At 72.8% G+C, this 15,036-nt stretch carries 16 protein-coding genes; 2 read left to right on the top strand and 14 right to left on the bottom strand.

The window, feature by feature from the left end; genetic code table 11:
- Positions 1–76 precede the first annotated feature (76 nt).
- From ACFV88_RS00460 to ACFV88_RS00470, 3 genes are read right to left on the bottom strand one after another with little or no spacing between them, the layout of a single operon-like run.
- A complete protein-coding gene (locus ACFV88_RS00460) occupies positions 77–1,195 on the bottom strand; it encodes a CdaR family transcriptional regulator (protein ID WP_385484240.1) in 1,119 nt (372 codons plus the stop codon).
- A 9-nt stretch (positions 1,196–1,204) separates the two neighbouring features.
- The gene (locus tag ACFV88_RS00465) at positions 1,205–1,771 is read right to left on the bottom strand and encodes a flavin reductase family protein (protein ID WP_385484242.1); all 567 of its coding nucleotides are present in this window, start codon (positions 1,769–1,771) and stop codon (positions 1,205–1,207) included.
- Positions 1,768–2,772 (bottom strand): LLM class oxidoreductase, encoded by a 1,005-nt coding sequence (locus ACFV88_RS00470; RefSeq protein ID WP_385484245.1) that lies wholly within the window; start codon positions 2,770–2,772, stop codon positions 1,768–1,770. Before ACFV88_RS00470 ends, ACFV88_RS00465 begins: the two co-directional genes overlap by 4 nt.
- 77 nt (positions 2,773–2,849) lie before the next feature.
- On the opposite strand from ACFV88_RS00470, the gene ACFV88_RS00475 reads away from it, so the two are divergent.
- Positions 2,850–3,458 carry a TetR/AcrR family transcriptional regulator gene (locus tag ACFV88_RS00475; RefSeq protein WP_385484248.1) on the top strand — a complete coding sequence of 203 codons (609 nt, stop codon included), beginning with the start codon at positions 2,850–2,852 and terminating at the stop codon, positions 3,456–3,458.
- A 2-nt stretch (positions 3,459–3,460) separates the two neighbouring features.
- Here the strand turns inward: ACFV88_RS00475 and ACFV88_RS00480 are convergent, their stop codons facing one another.
- Positions 3,461–4,999 carry a UvrD-helicase domain-containing protein gene (locus tag ACFV88_RS00480; protein WP_385484251.1) on the bottom strand — a complete coding sequence of 513 codons (1,539 nt, stop codon included), beginning with the start codon at positions 4,997–4,999 and terminating at the stop codon, positions 3,461–3,463.
- A 45-nt stretch (positions 5,000–5,044) separates the two neighbouring features.
- On the opposite strand from ACFV88_RS00480, the gene ACFV88_RS00485 reads away from it, so the two are divergent.
- Positions 5,045–5,365 (top strand): hypothetical protein, encoded by a 321-nt coding sequence (locus tag ACFV88_RS00485; RefSeq protein WP_385484254.1) that lies wholly within the window; start codon positions 5,045–5,047, stop codon positions 5,363–5,365.
- Between the two features lie 37 nt (positions 5,366–5,402).
- Here the strand turns inward: ACFV88_RS00485 and ACFV88_RS00490 are convergent, their stop codons facing one another.
- The 10 genes from ACFV88_RS00490 to ACFV88_RS00535 form a co-directional block, all read right to left on the bottom strand.
- Positions 5,403–5,480 (bottom strand): DUF5708 family protein, encoded by a 78-nt coding sequence (locus ACFV88_RS00490; protein WP_385485156.1) that lies wholly within the window; start codon positions 5,478–5,480, stop codon positions 5,403–5,405.
- A 94-nt stretch (positions 5,481–5,574) separates the two neighbouring features.
- A complete protein-coding gene (locus tag ACFV88_RS00495) occupies positions 5,575–6,039 on the bottom strand; it encodes a S26 family signal peptidase (protein WP_385484257.1) in 465 nt (154 codons plus the stop codon).
- Positions 6,036–6,764 (bottom strand): ABC transporter ATP-binding protein, encoded by a 729-nt coding sequence (locus ACFV88_RS00500; RefSeq protein ID WP_385484260.1) that lies wholly within the window; start codon positions 6,762–6,764, stop codon positions 6,036–6,038. Before ACFV88_RS00500 ends, ACFV88_RS00495 begins: the two co-directional genes overlap by 4 nt.
- The gene (locus ACFV88_RS00505) at positions 6,761–8,671 is read right to left on the bottom strand and encodes an ABC transporter ATP-binding protein (RefSeq protein WP_385484263.1); all 1,911 of its coding nucleotides are present in this window, start codon (positions 8,669–8,671) and stop codon (positions 6,761–6,763) included. Before ACFV88_RS00505 ends, ACFV88_RS00500 begins: the two co-directional genes overlap by 4 nt.
- On the bottom strand, positions 8,668–9,225 hold the full coding sequence (locus tag ACFV88_RS00510; protein ID WP_385484266.1) for a TlpA family protein disulfide reductase: 558 nt from the start codon (positions 9,223–9,225) through the stop codon (positions 8,668–8,670). Before ACFV88_RS00510 ends, ACFV88_RS00505 begins: the two co-directional genes overlap by 4 nt.
- A 109-nt stretch (positions 9,226–9,334) precedes the next feature.
- A complete protein-coding gene (locus ACFV88_RS00515; protein ID WP_385484269.1) occupies positions 9,335–9,865 on the bottom strand; it encodes a MauE/DoxX family redox-associated membrane protein in 531 nt (176 codons plus the stop codon).
- Positions 9,862–12,543 carry an ABC transporter permease gene (locus ACFV88_RS00520; protein ID WP_385484272.1) on the bottom strand — a complete coding sequence of 894 codons (2,682 nt, stop codon included), beginning with the start codon at positions 12,541–12,543 and terminating at the stop codon, positions 9,862–9,864. The genes ACFV88_RS00515 and ACFV88_RS00520 overlap by 4 nt, the downstream gene beginning before the upstream one ends.
- 43 nt (positions 12,544–12,586) lie before the next feature.
- Positions 12,587–12,826 carry a hypothetical protein gene (locus ACFV88_RS00525; protein WP_385484275.1) on the bottom strand — a complete coding sequence of 80 codons (240 nt, stop codon included), beginning with the start codon at positions 12,824–12,826 and terminating at the stop codon, positions 12,587–12,589.
- A gap of 323 nt (positions 12,827–13,149) precedes the next feature.
- Positions 13,150–13,809: a response regulator gene (locus tag ACFV88_RS00530; RefSeq protein WP_385484278.1), complete on the bottom strand. Its 660-nt coding sequence runs from the start codon at positions 13,807–13,809 to the stop codon at positions 13,150–13,152.
- 2 nt (positions 13,810–13,811) lie between these two features.
- Entirely contained in the window at positions 13,812–14,999 is a 1,188-nt protein-coding gene (locus tag ACFV88_RS00535) for a sensor histidine kinase (RefSeq protein ID WP_385484281.1), read from the bottom strand.
- Between the last annotated feature and the right edge of the window lie 37 nt (positions 15,000–15,036).

The following is a 15,036-nucleotide window of genomic DNA, read 5'->3' on the forward strand; positions in this document are numbered from 1 at the left end:
TGAACGGTCTTTGCCCACGGTTCGGGCCGGCGTTTTATGCACGGTGCACAATCGCTCACGGACCGGTGGTCCCCGCTCACCCGCGCGGTCGGCCGCCGTCCCCCCGCGGGGGCGCGTCCGGGGCCTCCCGGTCGATCTCGTCGGCGTGCAGGGCGGTCCGGAGCACGAAGGCGTCCCGGAACACCCGGGGGTCCCGGCCGGTCAGCTCGGAGATCCGGCGCAGCCGGTAGGTCAGCGTGTTGCGGTGCACCCGCAGCCGCTCGGCGGCCTCCAGGACCCCGCAGTCCTGGGCGAAGTACACGTGGAGCGTGTGGCGCAGCTCGGCGGAGAGCGCGCCGAGCACCCGGTCGACCGCCGCGGTCCGGTCCGCCCGGTCGAGCCGGGCGAGCAGCACCGGCACTTCGAGGTCCCGCAGGGTGGTGGGCCCGGTGAACCCGGAACGGAGCGCGAGCCCGGCCCGCGCCACCAGGTCGGTGAGTTCGGTGAAGCCCTGCGCGGACCCGGCGTCCAGCACCGCCGCGGTCGGGTGCACCGCGCCCGGTCCGGTCAGCCGGTGCCGCACCGCGGCGGACGCCCCGCTGCCGGCCACCACCCACGTCCGGGCGTCGGCGTCCGGGGCGATCAGCGCCAGTTGTTCGTCCACCTCCAGCTGCCGGTACGGGTCACGGGGTTCCGTCGACGGCCGGAACGGGCCGCCGCGCACCACGAGCAGCGCGTACGGGGCGCGCAGTCGGCAGCCGCCCAGTTGTTGGCGCTGTTGCCAGCTCTGCTCGGTCAGCCGTCCGGCGATCAGGTCCTCCAGCAGCTGGCGGCGCACCTGGTGCCGCCAGCCGGCCTCTCCGAGGAACGCCTCCTGCATGACCATCAGCTCCGCGAGCCGGACGACCGCCCGGGCGATCTCCCCCACGACGGCCGGCTCTCCCTGGACGCCGACGACGCCGACGGTCCGGCCGTCGACCGTCAGCGGGAGGTTCACCCCGGCGCGGGTGCCGCCCCACTCTTCGGCCTCGCCGGCGCTCACCGACAGCGGGGCGCCCGTGCGCAGGACCCGCAGGGCCCCGCCGTGCACGGTGCCCACACGGGAACGGTCACTGCTGGCGATGATCACCCCGTGCTCGTTCATGACGTTGACCCGGACCCCGAGCCGGGCCACCACGTCGTCGACGATCGCCTGAGCGTTGGACTCTGCAATCATCCGGGGACTCTATAGCGTGCCGGCCGACCGTTCGCGGACCGCTTCGGGAGCCGGGTCCCCTTCCGTGAGGTTGCGGTAGCGCCGGCCCGCGTAGACGAGCGGCCCGTCGGTGTCGTCGGTGGGCTCGGCCCGGACGTCGGTCGCCTCGGCGACCACCAGGGTGTGGTCGCCGACCTCGATCCGCCGGGTCACCGCACAGCTGAAGACGGCTGCGCTGCCCTCCAGTTCCGGTCCGCCGCCACCGGGGGACGGCCGGTGCGCCACCCCCGTGAACTCCTCCTCGCCGAACGCGCGGCGCCGGGTGAAGCGGTCGGCCAGGGCGTGTTGCCCGGCGGTGAGGACGTTCACGGTGAAGCGACCGGTCCGTTCGATGACGCCCTCGGTGCGGCTGCCGCGCTTCAGCGAGATCAGCACGGTGGGCGGGTCGAGCGACACCGAGAGCAGGGAGTTGACGGTCATGCCGTGCGGTCCCCGGGGGCTCTGGGTGGTGATGACCGCGACGCCCGTCGCCCAGTGGCGCATCGCCGCCCGGAACGCGCCGGGGTCCGCGGTGTCCGGCGGGCGGGGCGGGGTCACCACGCGGGGGCCAGCGGCGCGGCGGACTCCAGCGCGGGGAAGTGCGGGACGACCTCCGCCACGAGCTGCGCCACCACCTCCGCCGCCGGCCGGCGACCGTGCTGCACGCCGAGGGCGCCGTGGTTGACCCCGGCGGCCTTCCAGCGGCCGAGCAGTTCGAGCAGCCCCTCCGTGCCGGTGCGCAGGACGAAGCCGCCGCGCAACGGGGTCGGCGGGTGCTTCGGGTCCTCGACCAGGTCGATCCACTCGTTGGTGGCGACCGGCCGGAACTCCTGCCCGGGGACCAGGTTCCGCCAGGTCTCGATCTTGCGGCCGAGGGCGCGGGGACCTTCGGCGGTGGCGGTGGCCATCGGATAGACCAGCCAGCCGTCCGCATGCTCGGCGATCCACTGCGGGGACTGCTGGGAGGAGCCCGTGACCAGCAGCGGTATCCGTCCGTTCACCGGCTTCGGCAGCAGGTGGGCGCCGCCCGGCCCACCCGGCTGCGTCCCCTCCAGCAGCCCGCGGAAGGCGTCGACCCCCTCCCGGTACCGGGCGCCGCGCGCCGCGTGGTCCAGGCCGTACGCGGGGAACTCGACCGGGCGGTCGCCGGAGGCCGCACCGAGCACCAGGCGCCCGCCGGAGAGGTGGTCCACCGAGGCCGCCTGCTTGGCCAGGTCGATGGGGTGCCGCAGCGGGAAGACCACGCTGCCGGTGGCGAGGGAGATGCGGGAGGTGTGCGCGGCGATCCAGGTCAGCGCGGTCCACGGGTCGTACACCTGGCCCACGTCACCGAAGGAGGGGTCGGCCAAAGGCACGTCCCGGACCCAGGCGGCGGCGAAACCCCCGCGGTCGGCCTGCCGGACGACCTCGGTGTGCCCGCGCAGCGCGGTCATGTCCCCCGCGTACGGCCACAGGGGCAGGAAGAGCCCCACGGTCAGTTCCCCCGGGGCGAACATGCGCCCGTAGCCGGGGTGGCCCGCCCATCCGGACGCCGGTGCTGCTGCTGTCATCGTGCTCATCCACTCTCTGGTTGGAACGTTCAGTCCAGAGCGTACGACATCCTGGACCGAACGTTCCAACCAGTAGGATCGGAGTCATGACAGCCACCGCACCGCCGCCGCACCGTGCGTCCGACGCCGACACCCGCCGCCGGATCATCCGCGCCACGGCCGCCCTGCTCCAGCAGCAGGGGTACGAGAGCACCTCGGTCAAGCGCATCGCCGGCGCCGCCCAGGCGTCACCCAGCTCCGTCTACCACTTCTTCCCCGGCGGCAAGCAGGAGCTCGCCATCGAGGCCATGCACCACGGCGCGCAGGAGTTCGGCGAGATGCTCGCCCGGGGGCTCGCCTCCGCCGCCGACCCGGCCGAGGCCACGGCCGCCTGCGCCCTGCTGCTCGCCGACGACCTCAGACGGTCTCAGTGGACCGACGGCTGCCCGGTCGCGGTCACCGCGCTGGAGACCATCGGCCGGGTTCCCGGACTCCAGGAGGCCGCGACCCGGGCACTCACCCAGTGGCAGGACCTCGTCACGGCCAAGCTGACGGGGAGCGGCATCGCGCCCCAGGTCGCCCGCTCCCTCGCCGGAACGGTCATCAGCATGCTGGAGGGCGCCGAACTGCTCAGCCGGGTCACCGCGGACGACACCCCCCTGCGGGACGCGGCCGTCCACCTCGCGCAACTCGTCCGGGCTGCTCCCCGGGGGTGACCTCAGCGCGGCGCGGGCCCCAACGCGTCCCAGCCGGAAGGCGGTTCGGGGCTACGGGGAGGCTGCCCGGCGCCCGGGTTGCCGTTCGGGTGCTGATTGATCCAGGACAGGCCGCCCAGGTCGAAGCGGTGCCGGGCCCGGGTGACGGCCACATAGGCGAGACGGGCCTCGGCGTCGACGATGTCGCCGGGCAACGGGTCCCCGTTCGCATCGGTCTCCTCCTGGTCGACCGGCTCCTCGAAGTCCTCCCCGATCCGCACGGAGGCCCACTCCCGGCCCTTCGACTTGTGGGCGGTGGAGACGACGACCTCGGCCCCCTGCTCCGCGGCCAACCGGTCCACCGCCGCCAGGATGACCTCCACCCCGTACTCGTCGACCAGATCGACCAGGGGCAACAGGTCCCGCCCCGACGGGTCGTACTCGGCGTACTCCTGGAGTTCGCCCCAGTTCTCGAAGAGTATGAGCTCCGGGTGGCTGCTGCGCCTGCCGGCCTTCAGGTCGCGGGCGGCCCGGGCCAGCGCGCGCAACGCCTCGCCCCCGCCGACCAGGGCGACGCGACGGCCCGCCGCCAACTGACGCATCACTTCGAGCACGGCCCCCACATTGGACCGGCACAGGATCGCGTCCGGCCGGTCCAGCCGTTCGAGCCGGGTGTCGACTGTCGGGGTGCCGGCGAGCCGGATCGGCGAGTCGACGATGTGCAACCACCGGTTGGCCTCCTCGGCGAGCGCGGCACCGAACCGGAAGGACTGGGAGAGGGCCAACTGCGTACCGTCGAAGTCGCTCATCACGTCACGCGCCCCGCGCCAGCCGTAGATGGCCTGGGCGGAGTCACCCACCATCACCAACTGGCAGTGTTCCCGCTGTGAGTTGAAGACCTGCTCGACCACCGGGTTGGTGTCCTGCGCCTCGTCCAGCATCAGGAAGTCCGCCTTGATCCGCGGTTCGGTCAGGGCCCAGAGCTTCAGGTAGTGGTCGTGGTCGAAGCGGACGACACCCTCCCGCGGGTTCTGGAGGTCGTCCCACGCCTTGGCCGCGTACGGCAGCACGACGTCGACGAGTTGGGCGTGCTGGTCCGCGGCCTCGACCCCGCGCAACGCGGGAACGTGGTGCCGCTTGATGGTCCGGTCGGCGGACTGGCAGAAACGGGTGACGGTACGCAGCACCGTGTAGGAGAGCGCCTTGTTGGTGACGTTGCGGTCGCCGATCCGGACCCGCATGTTGACGGCGATGCCCAGGGACGCGCCCGTCTTCCAGCCCGGCACCCGGGGCGCGTTCATCCGGTCCCCGTACCGGTGGCCCACGGCGCCGAAGGCGAGTGCGTGCGCGGTCTTGCACCGCACGCTCGCGGGGAACTTGCCGGCGGCGTCGGTCGCGATCGACTTGTTGAACGCGATGTACCGGCCGGGTCGGGCCGTGCTGGCGGCGAGCATCGCCAGGGTCGTCGTCTTCCCGGTCCCCGCGCCCGCCTGGAGGACCACGTGGTCCCCGCGACGGAAGGCGTCGACGGCGGCGCTCTGCTCTGGGGTGGGTGCGGGCATGGTGCTCCTCGGCGACAGGTGTACGGTTCACGGCACCATCGCACGGTGGCACACGAGAACGTCACGCGTCCGGCGATCAACGAACCCATCGGGACGAACCGGGCCCATCTGAGTCGAGACCAGCCATGTCTTCAGTCCGATCTGGCCACCAACGACACGTTCGCCCACGCAGCCCACGACCACTACACCCGTCAACCGCCCCTCCACACGGCCGCCCCCGCCGGCAACGGCCTCTCCACCGGCACCGAACTCACCCTGGGCCTCGACAGCAACGCCTCGAACGCCGTGCTGCGGCCCGCCACGGGCTCCGCGAGGCCCTGCCTGGGACCTCGTCCAGCGCCAACGGGAGCGGGACCGGCTGCGTGAGCTGACCGAGGACGCGGAAGCCGAGCACGGCGCCGACTCACATGAGGAGCACGCCGACCTTCGTCAACTCCACGACCGGCGTGTCCACTCCGTCGGCGAAGAGTCGCAACCCCAGGCCGAGAAGGGAGCGTGGGCGCGTCCTCGCCCCGCAGGACGAGCGGGGGTAATCGTGTGATGCACAGGCCCCGGCCCACGGGGGCGGTCTCCGGTCAGTGGGCCGGCGCCAGGTCCGGACCGCGACTCAAGGTGCGGACGACGACCCCGAGCACCTGGTCCACCGGGCAGGGCCCGTAGTGCCGCGAGTCCGTGCTGAACACGCTGTCCCCCACCACCGCGAGCTGGCCCGCCGGCACCGGCCGTTCCTGGAACGGGTCGCCGGCGAGCGCCACCGCCCGCTTGATGTACCACTCGGTGGCCGACAGGTCCCCCGAGACCGGCGGCTTGCCCCGCCAGGCGGTGTCCGCGTCGGGGCAGGCGACCACCACGATGTCGTCCCGCCGCAGGTCGCGCGCCCCGCGCCGGATCAGCACCCGGTCACCGTCGCGCAGGGTGGGCAGCATGCTCCCGCCGCGCACGGTCACCGCGACGTACCCGGTCCGTACCCGCCACGCGGCGACGGCGGCGACGGCCCCCGCGGCAACCGCGGCGACGGCGAGGGCCGCGGAACGCCTCATGCGACCTTGCCGTCCCGCAATTGGACCACCCGGTCGCAGCGGGCCACCACGTCCGGGTCGTGGGTGGCGATCACCACCGTCGTCCCGTGTCGTTCCCGCAGTCCCATCAGCAGGTCGAGGACCTCCTCGCTGGACCGGGAGTCCAGATTGCCCGTCGGCTCGTCCGCGAGGATCAACCGCGGCCCCCCGATCAGGGCGCGCGCCACGGCGACGCGTTGCTGCTGGCCGCCCGACAGCTTCGACGGCAGGAAATCCTCCCGCCCCTCCAGGCCCACCGAGGACAGCAGTTCACGGGCCCGGGTCCGCCGGTCGAAGTCCACCCGGTACGGCAGCACCGGCGCGATCACGTTGTCCAGTGCGGTCAGCGTGGGCAGCAGGTGGAACCGTTGGAAGACGAAGCCCACCCGCCGCCGGTACGCGGCGAGTTCCGACCGCTTCAGCGCGGTGATGCGTTCCCCGGCCACGTCGATCGTGCCCGCGTCGGCCTCCTCCAACGCCCCCAGGAGGTACAGCAGGGTCGACTTGCCCGAACCGGAGGGACCGGTCAGGGCGACCGTCTCGCCCTCCTCGATCCGTAGGTCCACCTCGTCGCAGGCCCGCACCGGGGTTCCGGACCCGCCGGCGTACGTCTTGCACAGCCCGCTCACCTCGACCACGGGGTCCTTCCCCGCCCCGGGGTCCTTCTCGCCCTCCGACGGGGTCGCCCCGCCTTGCGGTCCGCTCACACCGTCACCTCCTCGTCGTCGGTGTACTCGTTGCACTCGGTGTCCTCGGCGCGTTCGGTGTATCCAGCTGCCTGGAGCGCGAACAGTCGCGCGTACTCGCCGCCCTGTGCGATGAGTTGAGCATGACTGCCGCACTCGCTGATTCTTCCTTCCGCGAGGACCACGATGCGGTCGGCCCGGCGTGCGGTGCCCAGCCGGTGGGAGATCAGCAGACTCGTCGCACCCTCCCGGTAGGCCCGCAGCCGCTCGTGCAGCTGCTGTTCCGCGGCGGGGTCGAGACCGGTCGTGGGTTCGTCCAGGATGAGGAGGTCGCGACCCTCGCGCAGCATCGCACGGGCCAGGGCGAGGCGCTGCCACTGCCCGCCGGACAGGGCCACCCCCGCCGAGGGTTCGCCCGTCTCCTCGTCGTCCGGTTCGGGGAACGTCCGGGACAACAACGTACGGTATCCGCGCGGTAGTTCGGTGATGAAGTCATGGGCGCCCGCGCGGCGTGCGGCGGCGGCGATGCGTTCGGGGTCGTGCAGATGGGGCAGGTCCCCGATGCCGATGTTGTCCGTCGCCGACAGGTCGTAGTCCACCCGGTCCTGGAACACGGCGCTGACCCGGTCCCGCAGCGCGGCCGGATCCACCTCGCGGATGTCCGTGCCGTCCCAGCGGATGGTGCCCCGGGTCGGGTCGTACAGCCGGCACAGCAGCTTGACCAGGGTCGACTTCCCTGCGCCGTTCAGCCCGATCAGGGCCACCGACTCGCCGCGGCCGATCGTCAGGTCCACCCCGCGCAGCACCCACGGCCCGTCGTCGCGGTAGCGGAACCACACGTCGTCCAACTCGATGCGGTCGGCCAGCGGGTGCACGGGCACCGGTTCGGTCCGGACCGGCAGGTCGGCGGGGAGCCGGCCCACGTCCACGTAGTGCCGGAAGGTGAGCAGCCCGTGGTACCCGCCGGTGACATGGCCGATCGTCGCGGAGAGCGCGCCCTGCACCCCGGCGGTGGCCGCGAGGTAGGCGGAGACGTCCCCGACCCCGAACCGCCCGGACAGCGCGCCCTGCACCATCCACACCAGGCCGCCCGCGGCGATCAGCGCGCCCAGGGCGGCCGGCGGCGACTGGAGGCCCACCTCTGTGCGTTCGTAGCGTTCCTCGGCGGCGTTGATCTCCCGGGTCTCGGCGTCCATCCGGCCGAGCAGGAAGGCGCCGGCCCCGAACAGCCGCACCTCCTTCACCGCGGACAGGTCCAGCATCAACGCCTGGTAGAAGAGCTGGCGCCGGTTGCGCGGGCTGATCGTCCACGTCAGCACCGCCATGCGCCGGGTGAGCGAGATCTGCGCCAGCAGGGCCGGGACCGCCGCGGCGATCGTCACCGCCGTCAGCCAGGGGGAGACCGCGGCGAGCACCGCCACCATGCCCACGATCGCGATGGTCTGCTGCACCAGGCCGAACAGTGCACCGGTGATCTGGTGGGGCGCGCTGATCGCCGAGTCCTGGGCCAGCCGCAACCGGTCCAGGAACTGCGGGTCCTCGAACCGCGAGAGGCCGACGAACCCGTTCACCTTGCCGTAGAGCCGCTGCTGGGCCAGGTAGACGATGCCGCGCTGGAGCCGGGCCTGGGTGTAGTTCGCCGCGAACGGCAGGACGACCATCAGCGCCGTCACCGTGCCGATGCCCACCGCGAGCGCCACGGGGGACGGGCCTTCGGTCTTCCCGCCGTCCGCGAGCGCGTCGAACAGCCACTTGGTGAGCAGGGTGATCGCGACCGGCAACAGCCCCTGCACGATGGTCAGCAGGACCTGGCAGACGACGGTGACGGGCCCCGCGCGCCAGGTCAGCGCCAGGGCCGCCGCCGCGCCGGTGACCGTGCCCCGTAGCCCGCCCAGCCGGTGCACCCCGGCGTCCCGGCCGTCGCTCACGCGGGCAGCTGGTCCAGCACCGGGTGGGTGCCCGCCTCGGCGTAGGTGACGGTGCCGTCCGGGTCGACCATGACCGTGGTGGGCGCGGCCTTGATCGCGTACCCGGTGGTCAGCGGGCCCGAGGACTCCTCCAGCAGCACCCGGGCGACCCCGACCAGGGGGGCGGCCATGGAACGGGCGGTCTCCTGGTCACCGGCGATCACCACCACCATCTGGTCGACGTCCATCCCGGTGCGCCGGGCGAACTCGGGCAGGTCCCCGGCCGCGGCGACACAGGCGGAACAGTCGGTGGACAGGAACGTCAGCGCGGCTTCCCGGCCGCGCAGGGCGTCCGAGGTGACGGTCGAGCCGTCGAGGGCGACCCCGGTGAGGGCGGGCAGCGGCTCGCCCACCGGCGGCCCCGACGGCAGGTTCCCGAAGCCTTCGAGGCTCCGGTGCGGCTGTTTGCGTTCCTCCTCGTGGCGGCGCAGTCGTCGGATGACGGCGAGGATCAGCACCAGGTTGAGCGCGGTGACGGTGCCCAGCAGCAACAGTGCCAGGGACAGGTAGATCATGCCCATTTCCCTTTCGTCGCAGGTGAGTCGGAGATCCTTCGGTGTGCGCCGCACGGTGGCGCCGCACCGTCTGCACGGCACGGGCCGCACCGCACGGGGTGCGCGGTGGTCAAGGAGTGGCCAGGAGGTCGGCGATGTCGTCGAAGAAGGCGGTCACCGCGGTGATCAGCGCGGCCGTCAGCACGCACAGGACCACGGCGGGCAGCGCCGGTGACGTGCCCGAGGCCACGGCGCTCCCCCACAGCCCGAGGACCGCGAGGCCCAGCAGGGGCGCGTTGCGGACGATGTGGCGGGGTCCCAGCCGCGCCGTCGGTCGGCCGAAGCAGGCGCACGCCACCTCGGTGCGGGTGACGGTGGCCAGCACGGCCATCGCGGTGAAGCCCGCGGTCAGGGCGGTGGCGGCCACGAGCCCGAGCTGCGCCGCGGTCGCCGGGCCGAGCAGCGCCAGCCCGGTGACGGCCTCCGCCGCGATCAGGGCGAGGGCCGCCGGCCGGGCCAGCCGGCGGGCGCCGGGGCCGATCCGGCGCAGCAGCCCGTCCACCATGGCCCGGGTGTCATCGAGGGCGCGGACCTTGGCGACGGCGGACACCAGGAGGACTCCGGCGAGGGCCAGCCGCGCCGTGAGGAGCACGTACGTCATACGCCCTCCTCCGCCAGCAGCCGGGCCGTGGAGCGGCGGCGGCGGAGCAGTACGGGGACCAGGCTGGCGAGCGCGGACAGGGCCGTGCCCGCGGCGATCACGCTCAGGGCGGGGACGACCAGTTCCGTGCCGCCTCCGGTGGGTGCCAGCCAGAGGGCGGCGACCGTGCCGAGCAGCGTTCCGGTGAGCGAGCCGACGAAGCCGATGAGGGCGCCTTCGAGGAGGACGAGTCGGGTGGTCACCCGTTCGTCCCAGCCGACGGCGCGCAGCAGGGCGAACTCGGCCGCGCGGTCCTGGACGCCGAGGTACATGACGTCGCCCACGGCCACCGTGGAGAGGAGCACCATCGTGGCCACCGCGGCGAGGTCGGTGGTGCGGACCTGTACCGAGATGGTTTCGCCCAGCACCGAGCCGGCGAGGGTGCCGCGGAAGGTGGCGGTGGCCGCGACGAGCAGGAGGGTCGCGGCTGCGGCTGTGGCCACGGCGGCGGCTCCGAGCAGGCTCCGGCCCCGGGCCCGTACCGCGCCCGCCAGCGCCATGCCCGTCACCCCGGCGAACATGCGGGTCCGTCGTCCGGTGGTGGCGGCCGACCGCAGCGCGCTGACGGGGCGGGCCCGGGCTGCCGACCACGCCGGCACGGCGCCGCTGACCACGGCGACGGCCAGGGCGACGGGCACCGCGAGCAGCGCCCGGCCGGGCGGCACGTCGATGTCGAGCGCCCGCCCCGCCGCCCAGGCCGTGCCCGTGCCCAACACCCCGGCGACGGCTCCGAGGAGCAGCAGTTCGCCGAGGACGACGGTGAAGAGGTGCCGTGGTCGCCAGCCGACGGCGGTGAGGAGGCCCAGTTCCGCGCGTCGGGTCCGCACCGAGGCCGCGGCGGCGTTGGCGACGAAGAGGGTGCAGACGACGAGGACCAGGGTGAGCAGGACGAGGGACTTGGTGTCGGACGCCTTGATGATCTGGGTGGCGACGTTCTTCTTGCTCCACCATTCGGTGAGCCGGAGTTCGGGGCGCCCGTTCTCCCCGGCCGGCAGGACGACCTGCTGGGCGACGGGGGAGGAACCGAGGACGATGTCGACGTGGAGTCCGGTGCGTTCGCGGATCTCCTCGGCGGCCACGCGCACCCGCTCGCGGGACACCTCGTCGGCGCCGGTGACCCCGGCGACCCGGACCCGGATCGCCGAGACGGGCGCGATGTTCTGCCGGTAGGAGAGGTGGTTGTGGTCGGCGAGCCACCGCACCGACTCCATCGAGATCAGGGCGGAGGGCGGCTGCTGGACGTAGGCGGTGGGCGAGGAGGCGGGCCGCAGGGCCCGGCCGTCCAGCAGGGCGCGGGAGCGGGTGTCCGCTCCGGAGAGGGCGGGCTCGCCGTAGGTGCCGAGGGGGAGCCGGCTGGCCGCGTCGTACTCGGGCAGCTGCTGGGGGTCGAAGGTGCCGACGACCTTGGGCAGGGGGCTTCCCCACGGCCGGTTCTGGCCGAGCGGCATGAGCCGGCGGAACCAGGTGTCCTGGCCGTCGAGCGGCAGGACCGTCTCGTCGTGCTCGGGGCGTTCGACGGTACGGGGGCGCAGGGTGCCCCCGTCGGTGCGGTCGTAGGCGACCGGGCTGGTGGGCCGGAAGAGGAGGCCGCCCAACTCGTCGACCTTGCCGACGCGTTGCCGCGGTTTGAGCGATCCGGCTTCGAATCGCTTGCGGGTCACCGGGCGGTCCTCGCCGCGGCGGGTGAGGGTGACGGAGAGTTCGAGGTCCCGGGCGGCGCGGTCGGAGCGCAGCACCTGTACGGCGGAGGCCGGGTCGTCGGCCGGTCGGGAGGTGACGGGCGTCGGGGCCTTCGGGCTCAGGTAATCGCCCTCGGTCACCGCGGTGTCGAGACCGAAGAGTCGGGATTCGGCCTCCGGGTCGACGCCCGCGACGAGGCGGGTGGTCGGGAAGCCGGTGTAGACCAGCGTCTGGGGGCCGAACTTCCCGTCGCCGCTGAGGGGTTCCAGGTCCGTGACGCCCGCCCACGACAGGCAGGTCACGACGTTGACGAGTTGGGTGGTGTGCTCCTCCACCCGGACGCCGCCCTTGCACACCTCGCGGCGCCGGCCCGAGGGGAGGACCTCGAAGTAGCGGTTGGTCTGCGCCGACTCGAAGTCGGCCCCGCCCGCACTGGGGCGCGTCACGGTGGGGCCGCGGCGGGCTTCCAGCCGGTGCGGGGTGATGAAGACGGCCCGTCGTTCCTGTCGGACGGTCGACAGCCCGCCGTCGTACTTCCAGACGCGGTCCAGTTCGAAGGTCGCCCGGGTGCCCCGGGGGACCAGCTTCGCGAGGTCGATGAGCGTGACGCTGGTGTCCGACTCGTGTCCTAGGGCGGCGAAGGGTGCGGCGACCTCGACGCCGGGGGTGCGGCGTACGGCGCCGACCTGGTCGAAGGTGATGCCGCCGTAGATGTCGGTGAGCGAGTTAGGCCGGATCAGCCCTGCGCTCCGCTCCAGTTCCTGCACCGCTTTCCCGGGGCGGACGAGGATGTCGTAGGGGCCACGGCTCTTGGCGATGGTGCCGGTGACGGTGAGCTTGCTGGATTCGGTGGTGGCGGTCAGCACCACGAAGGAGGAGACCGCCACGAGCATGCCGGTGAGGAGGGCCGCGGACCGGGCCCACTGGCGCACCGCGTGGTGCCACAGCAGACGGAGCAAGGGCCCTCCTCGTCGGATCAGTTACAGCGGGTGCGCGGACCGGTCAACACAGGCCGCAGTACGTCCACGGGGTGCAGTAGCGAACGGGACAGGCGCTGCCGCCCCAGAAACAGCAGCGGGAGTTGTACTTGTGGTCCTGGCAGGCGCTGTTCTCCCGCGCGGCGTTCATGCACGAGCCGCTGGGGCAGTAGCCGAGGCACGGTTTCGGGCCTTCGGCCGAGGCTTCGGTCTCGGGTGCGAGCTTGCCGAGCAGGGTGTCGCCGAGTCGGTTCAGGAACTTCATGGTTCGCCTCACTTCTCGTCGGTCGTCGGTGCCCTGGGCGGTGGTGGTGGCCCGGTTCCGTGGGTTCGGTTCCGTGGAGTTCGGTCCCCGGGGTTGCTGCACTTTCGAGCCAGGGACGGAGTGGCCACCCTGAAACGCACGTAGGAGTAGACCATTCGCTCACGGTCACCACAACGAGTTGATCAGCCAATGCGACGGGAGTTGCAGGGCAAGGCGGCTGTGCAAGCACTTCCCTCCTGGGACGGAGAGTGCGGGTGCCCGATGTGCGCCGCGTCGGGCACGGAACGCGCCCTGCTCAAAACGGTCTTCGGGCGCCCCGGTCCTCAGGAGCGTGCGAGGAGTCCGCGTTCCAGGGCGACGACGACGGCCCGGGTGCGGTCGCTGACGTCGAGCTTCGCGAAGACCCGCAGGAGGTGCGTCTTCACCGTGGCCTCGCCGATGACCAGCCGGCGGCCGATCTCGGCGTTGGACAGGCCGTCGGCGACGGCACTCAGCACGTCCCGCTCCCGGGCGGTGAGCGCGACCGGCTCGGGGCGGCGCATCCGGGCCACCAGCCGCTCCGCGACCTTGGGCGCGAGGACCGTCTCGCCGCGCGCCGCCGAGCGGATGGCGTCGGCCAGCTGCTCGCGGGTGGTGTCCTTGAGCAGATAGCCGACGGCGCCGGCCTCCACGGCCCGTTCGATCTCCACGTCCGTGTCGTACGTGGTGAGGATCAGCACCCGGGTGGGCACCGGCAGAGCGACGATCTCGGCGGTGGCGGCCACCCCGTCGAGCACCGGCATGCGCAGGTCGAGGAGGGCCACGTCGGGGGCCAGCCGCGCGACGAGGCCGACGCCCTCACGGCCGTCGCTCGCTTCGCCGACGATCTCCATGGTGGGCTCGTGGGCCAGCAGGGCGACGACTCCGGCGCGCATCACGGCGTGGTCGTCGACCACGACCACGCGGATGCGGCCACCTTCGGTCCCGGTGTCGGTCTCGGTCATGGTCAGTCCTGACTGTGCGTGGGAAGGCTGGCGAGGACACGGGTGCCGTCCCCGAGGGAGCTGGTGACGGAGAGCGCCCCGTCGAGTTCGGCCAGCCGTCGACGCATGCCGTCGAGACCGAATCCGCGGGAGTCCTCGACGACGAAGCCGCGCCCGTCGTCGGTGATCTCCAACTCGACGCCGTCCTCCAGTGCGGTGAGGACGACGCCGACGGTGGAGGCGCCGGAGTGTTTGCGCACATTGGCGAGGGACTCCTGCGTGCAGCGCAGCAAGGCGACGCGGGTGCGCTGGTCCAGCCCGATGTCGGGGAGTTCGGCGGTGACGGTGAGGCCGGTGTCCTGGACGAAACGGTCCAGGGTCCTGCGCAGGGTGGTGGCCAGCGAGCCGGGCGCGACACCGCTCTCGGGAGCGGAACCGACGAGCACCCGGGCCTCGGCCAGGTTCTCGCGCGCGGTCTGCTCGATGGAGGTGAGCTGCTCGGCGCAGCGCACGGGGTCGGTGACGGTGGCGGCGCGGGCGGCCTCCGCCAGCACCACGATGGAGGCGAAGCCCTGGGCGAGGGTGTCGTGGATCTCCCGGGCGAGTCGCTCGCGTTCCTCGGCCGCCCCCTGTCGCTGATACACGGCTGCCAATTCCTCCTGTGTCATGGCCAGTTCGGCGGTGAGTCGTTCCTGTCGTTCGTTGCTCTGACCGACGAAGCGGTAGACCCACACCCCTAGGAGGACCCCGGCGACATAGGCCACGATGGTGAACACCGCGTTGCCGGAGAGGACTTGCGGGCTCCAGCCCTGGCCGAACGTGGCGCCCAGCACGGTGAGTGCCGCAGCGGCCCCGCTGAGCGTGATCGCCTCCCGCGGGGCCTGCGTGAAGAACCAGAACTGCGGCAGGGACACCACGAAGAAGGCGGCCCCGCCGTCCAGGAGGTACGACGTCGCGCCCAGGACGAGGGCGAGGACGGCGAGGTAGGTGCGGGGGCGCAGGACGGAGTTGTCCGGCCGGACGAGGACGACGAGGTGGCACAGGGCGATCAGGACGAGCAGGGCGAGCAGCCCGTACCGCCGGGCCGGCGCGGCGTCGAGCACGGCGACGGCCGGGGGCAGCAGTCCGAACGGGATCCAGCCGGCCGAGTTCCAGCGACGGATACGGTCCGGGCTGAGCCGGTCGCCCGGCTGCTGCTGCCACTGAGCCACCGTGATTCACCTCGTTGGTCAGGGAGTTGAGGGTGCG

Source organism: Streptomyces sp. NPDC059816, assembly GCF_042732055.1.
Classification (GTDB): Bacteria; Actinomycetota; Actinomycetes; order Streptomycetales; family Streptomycetaceae; genus Streptomyces.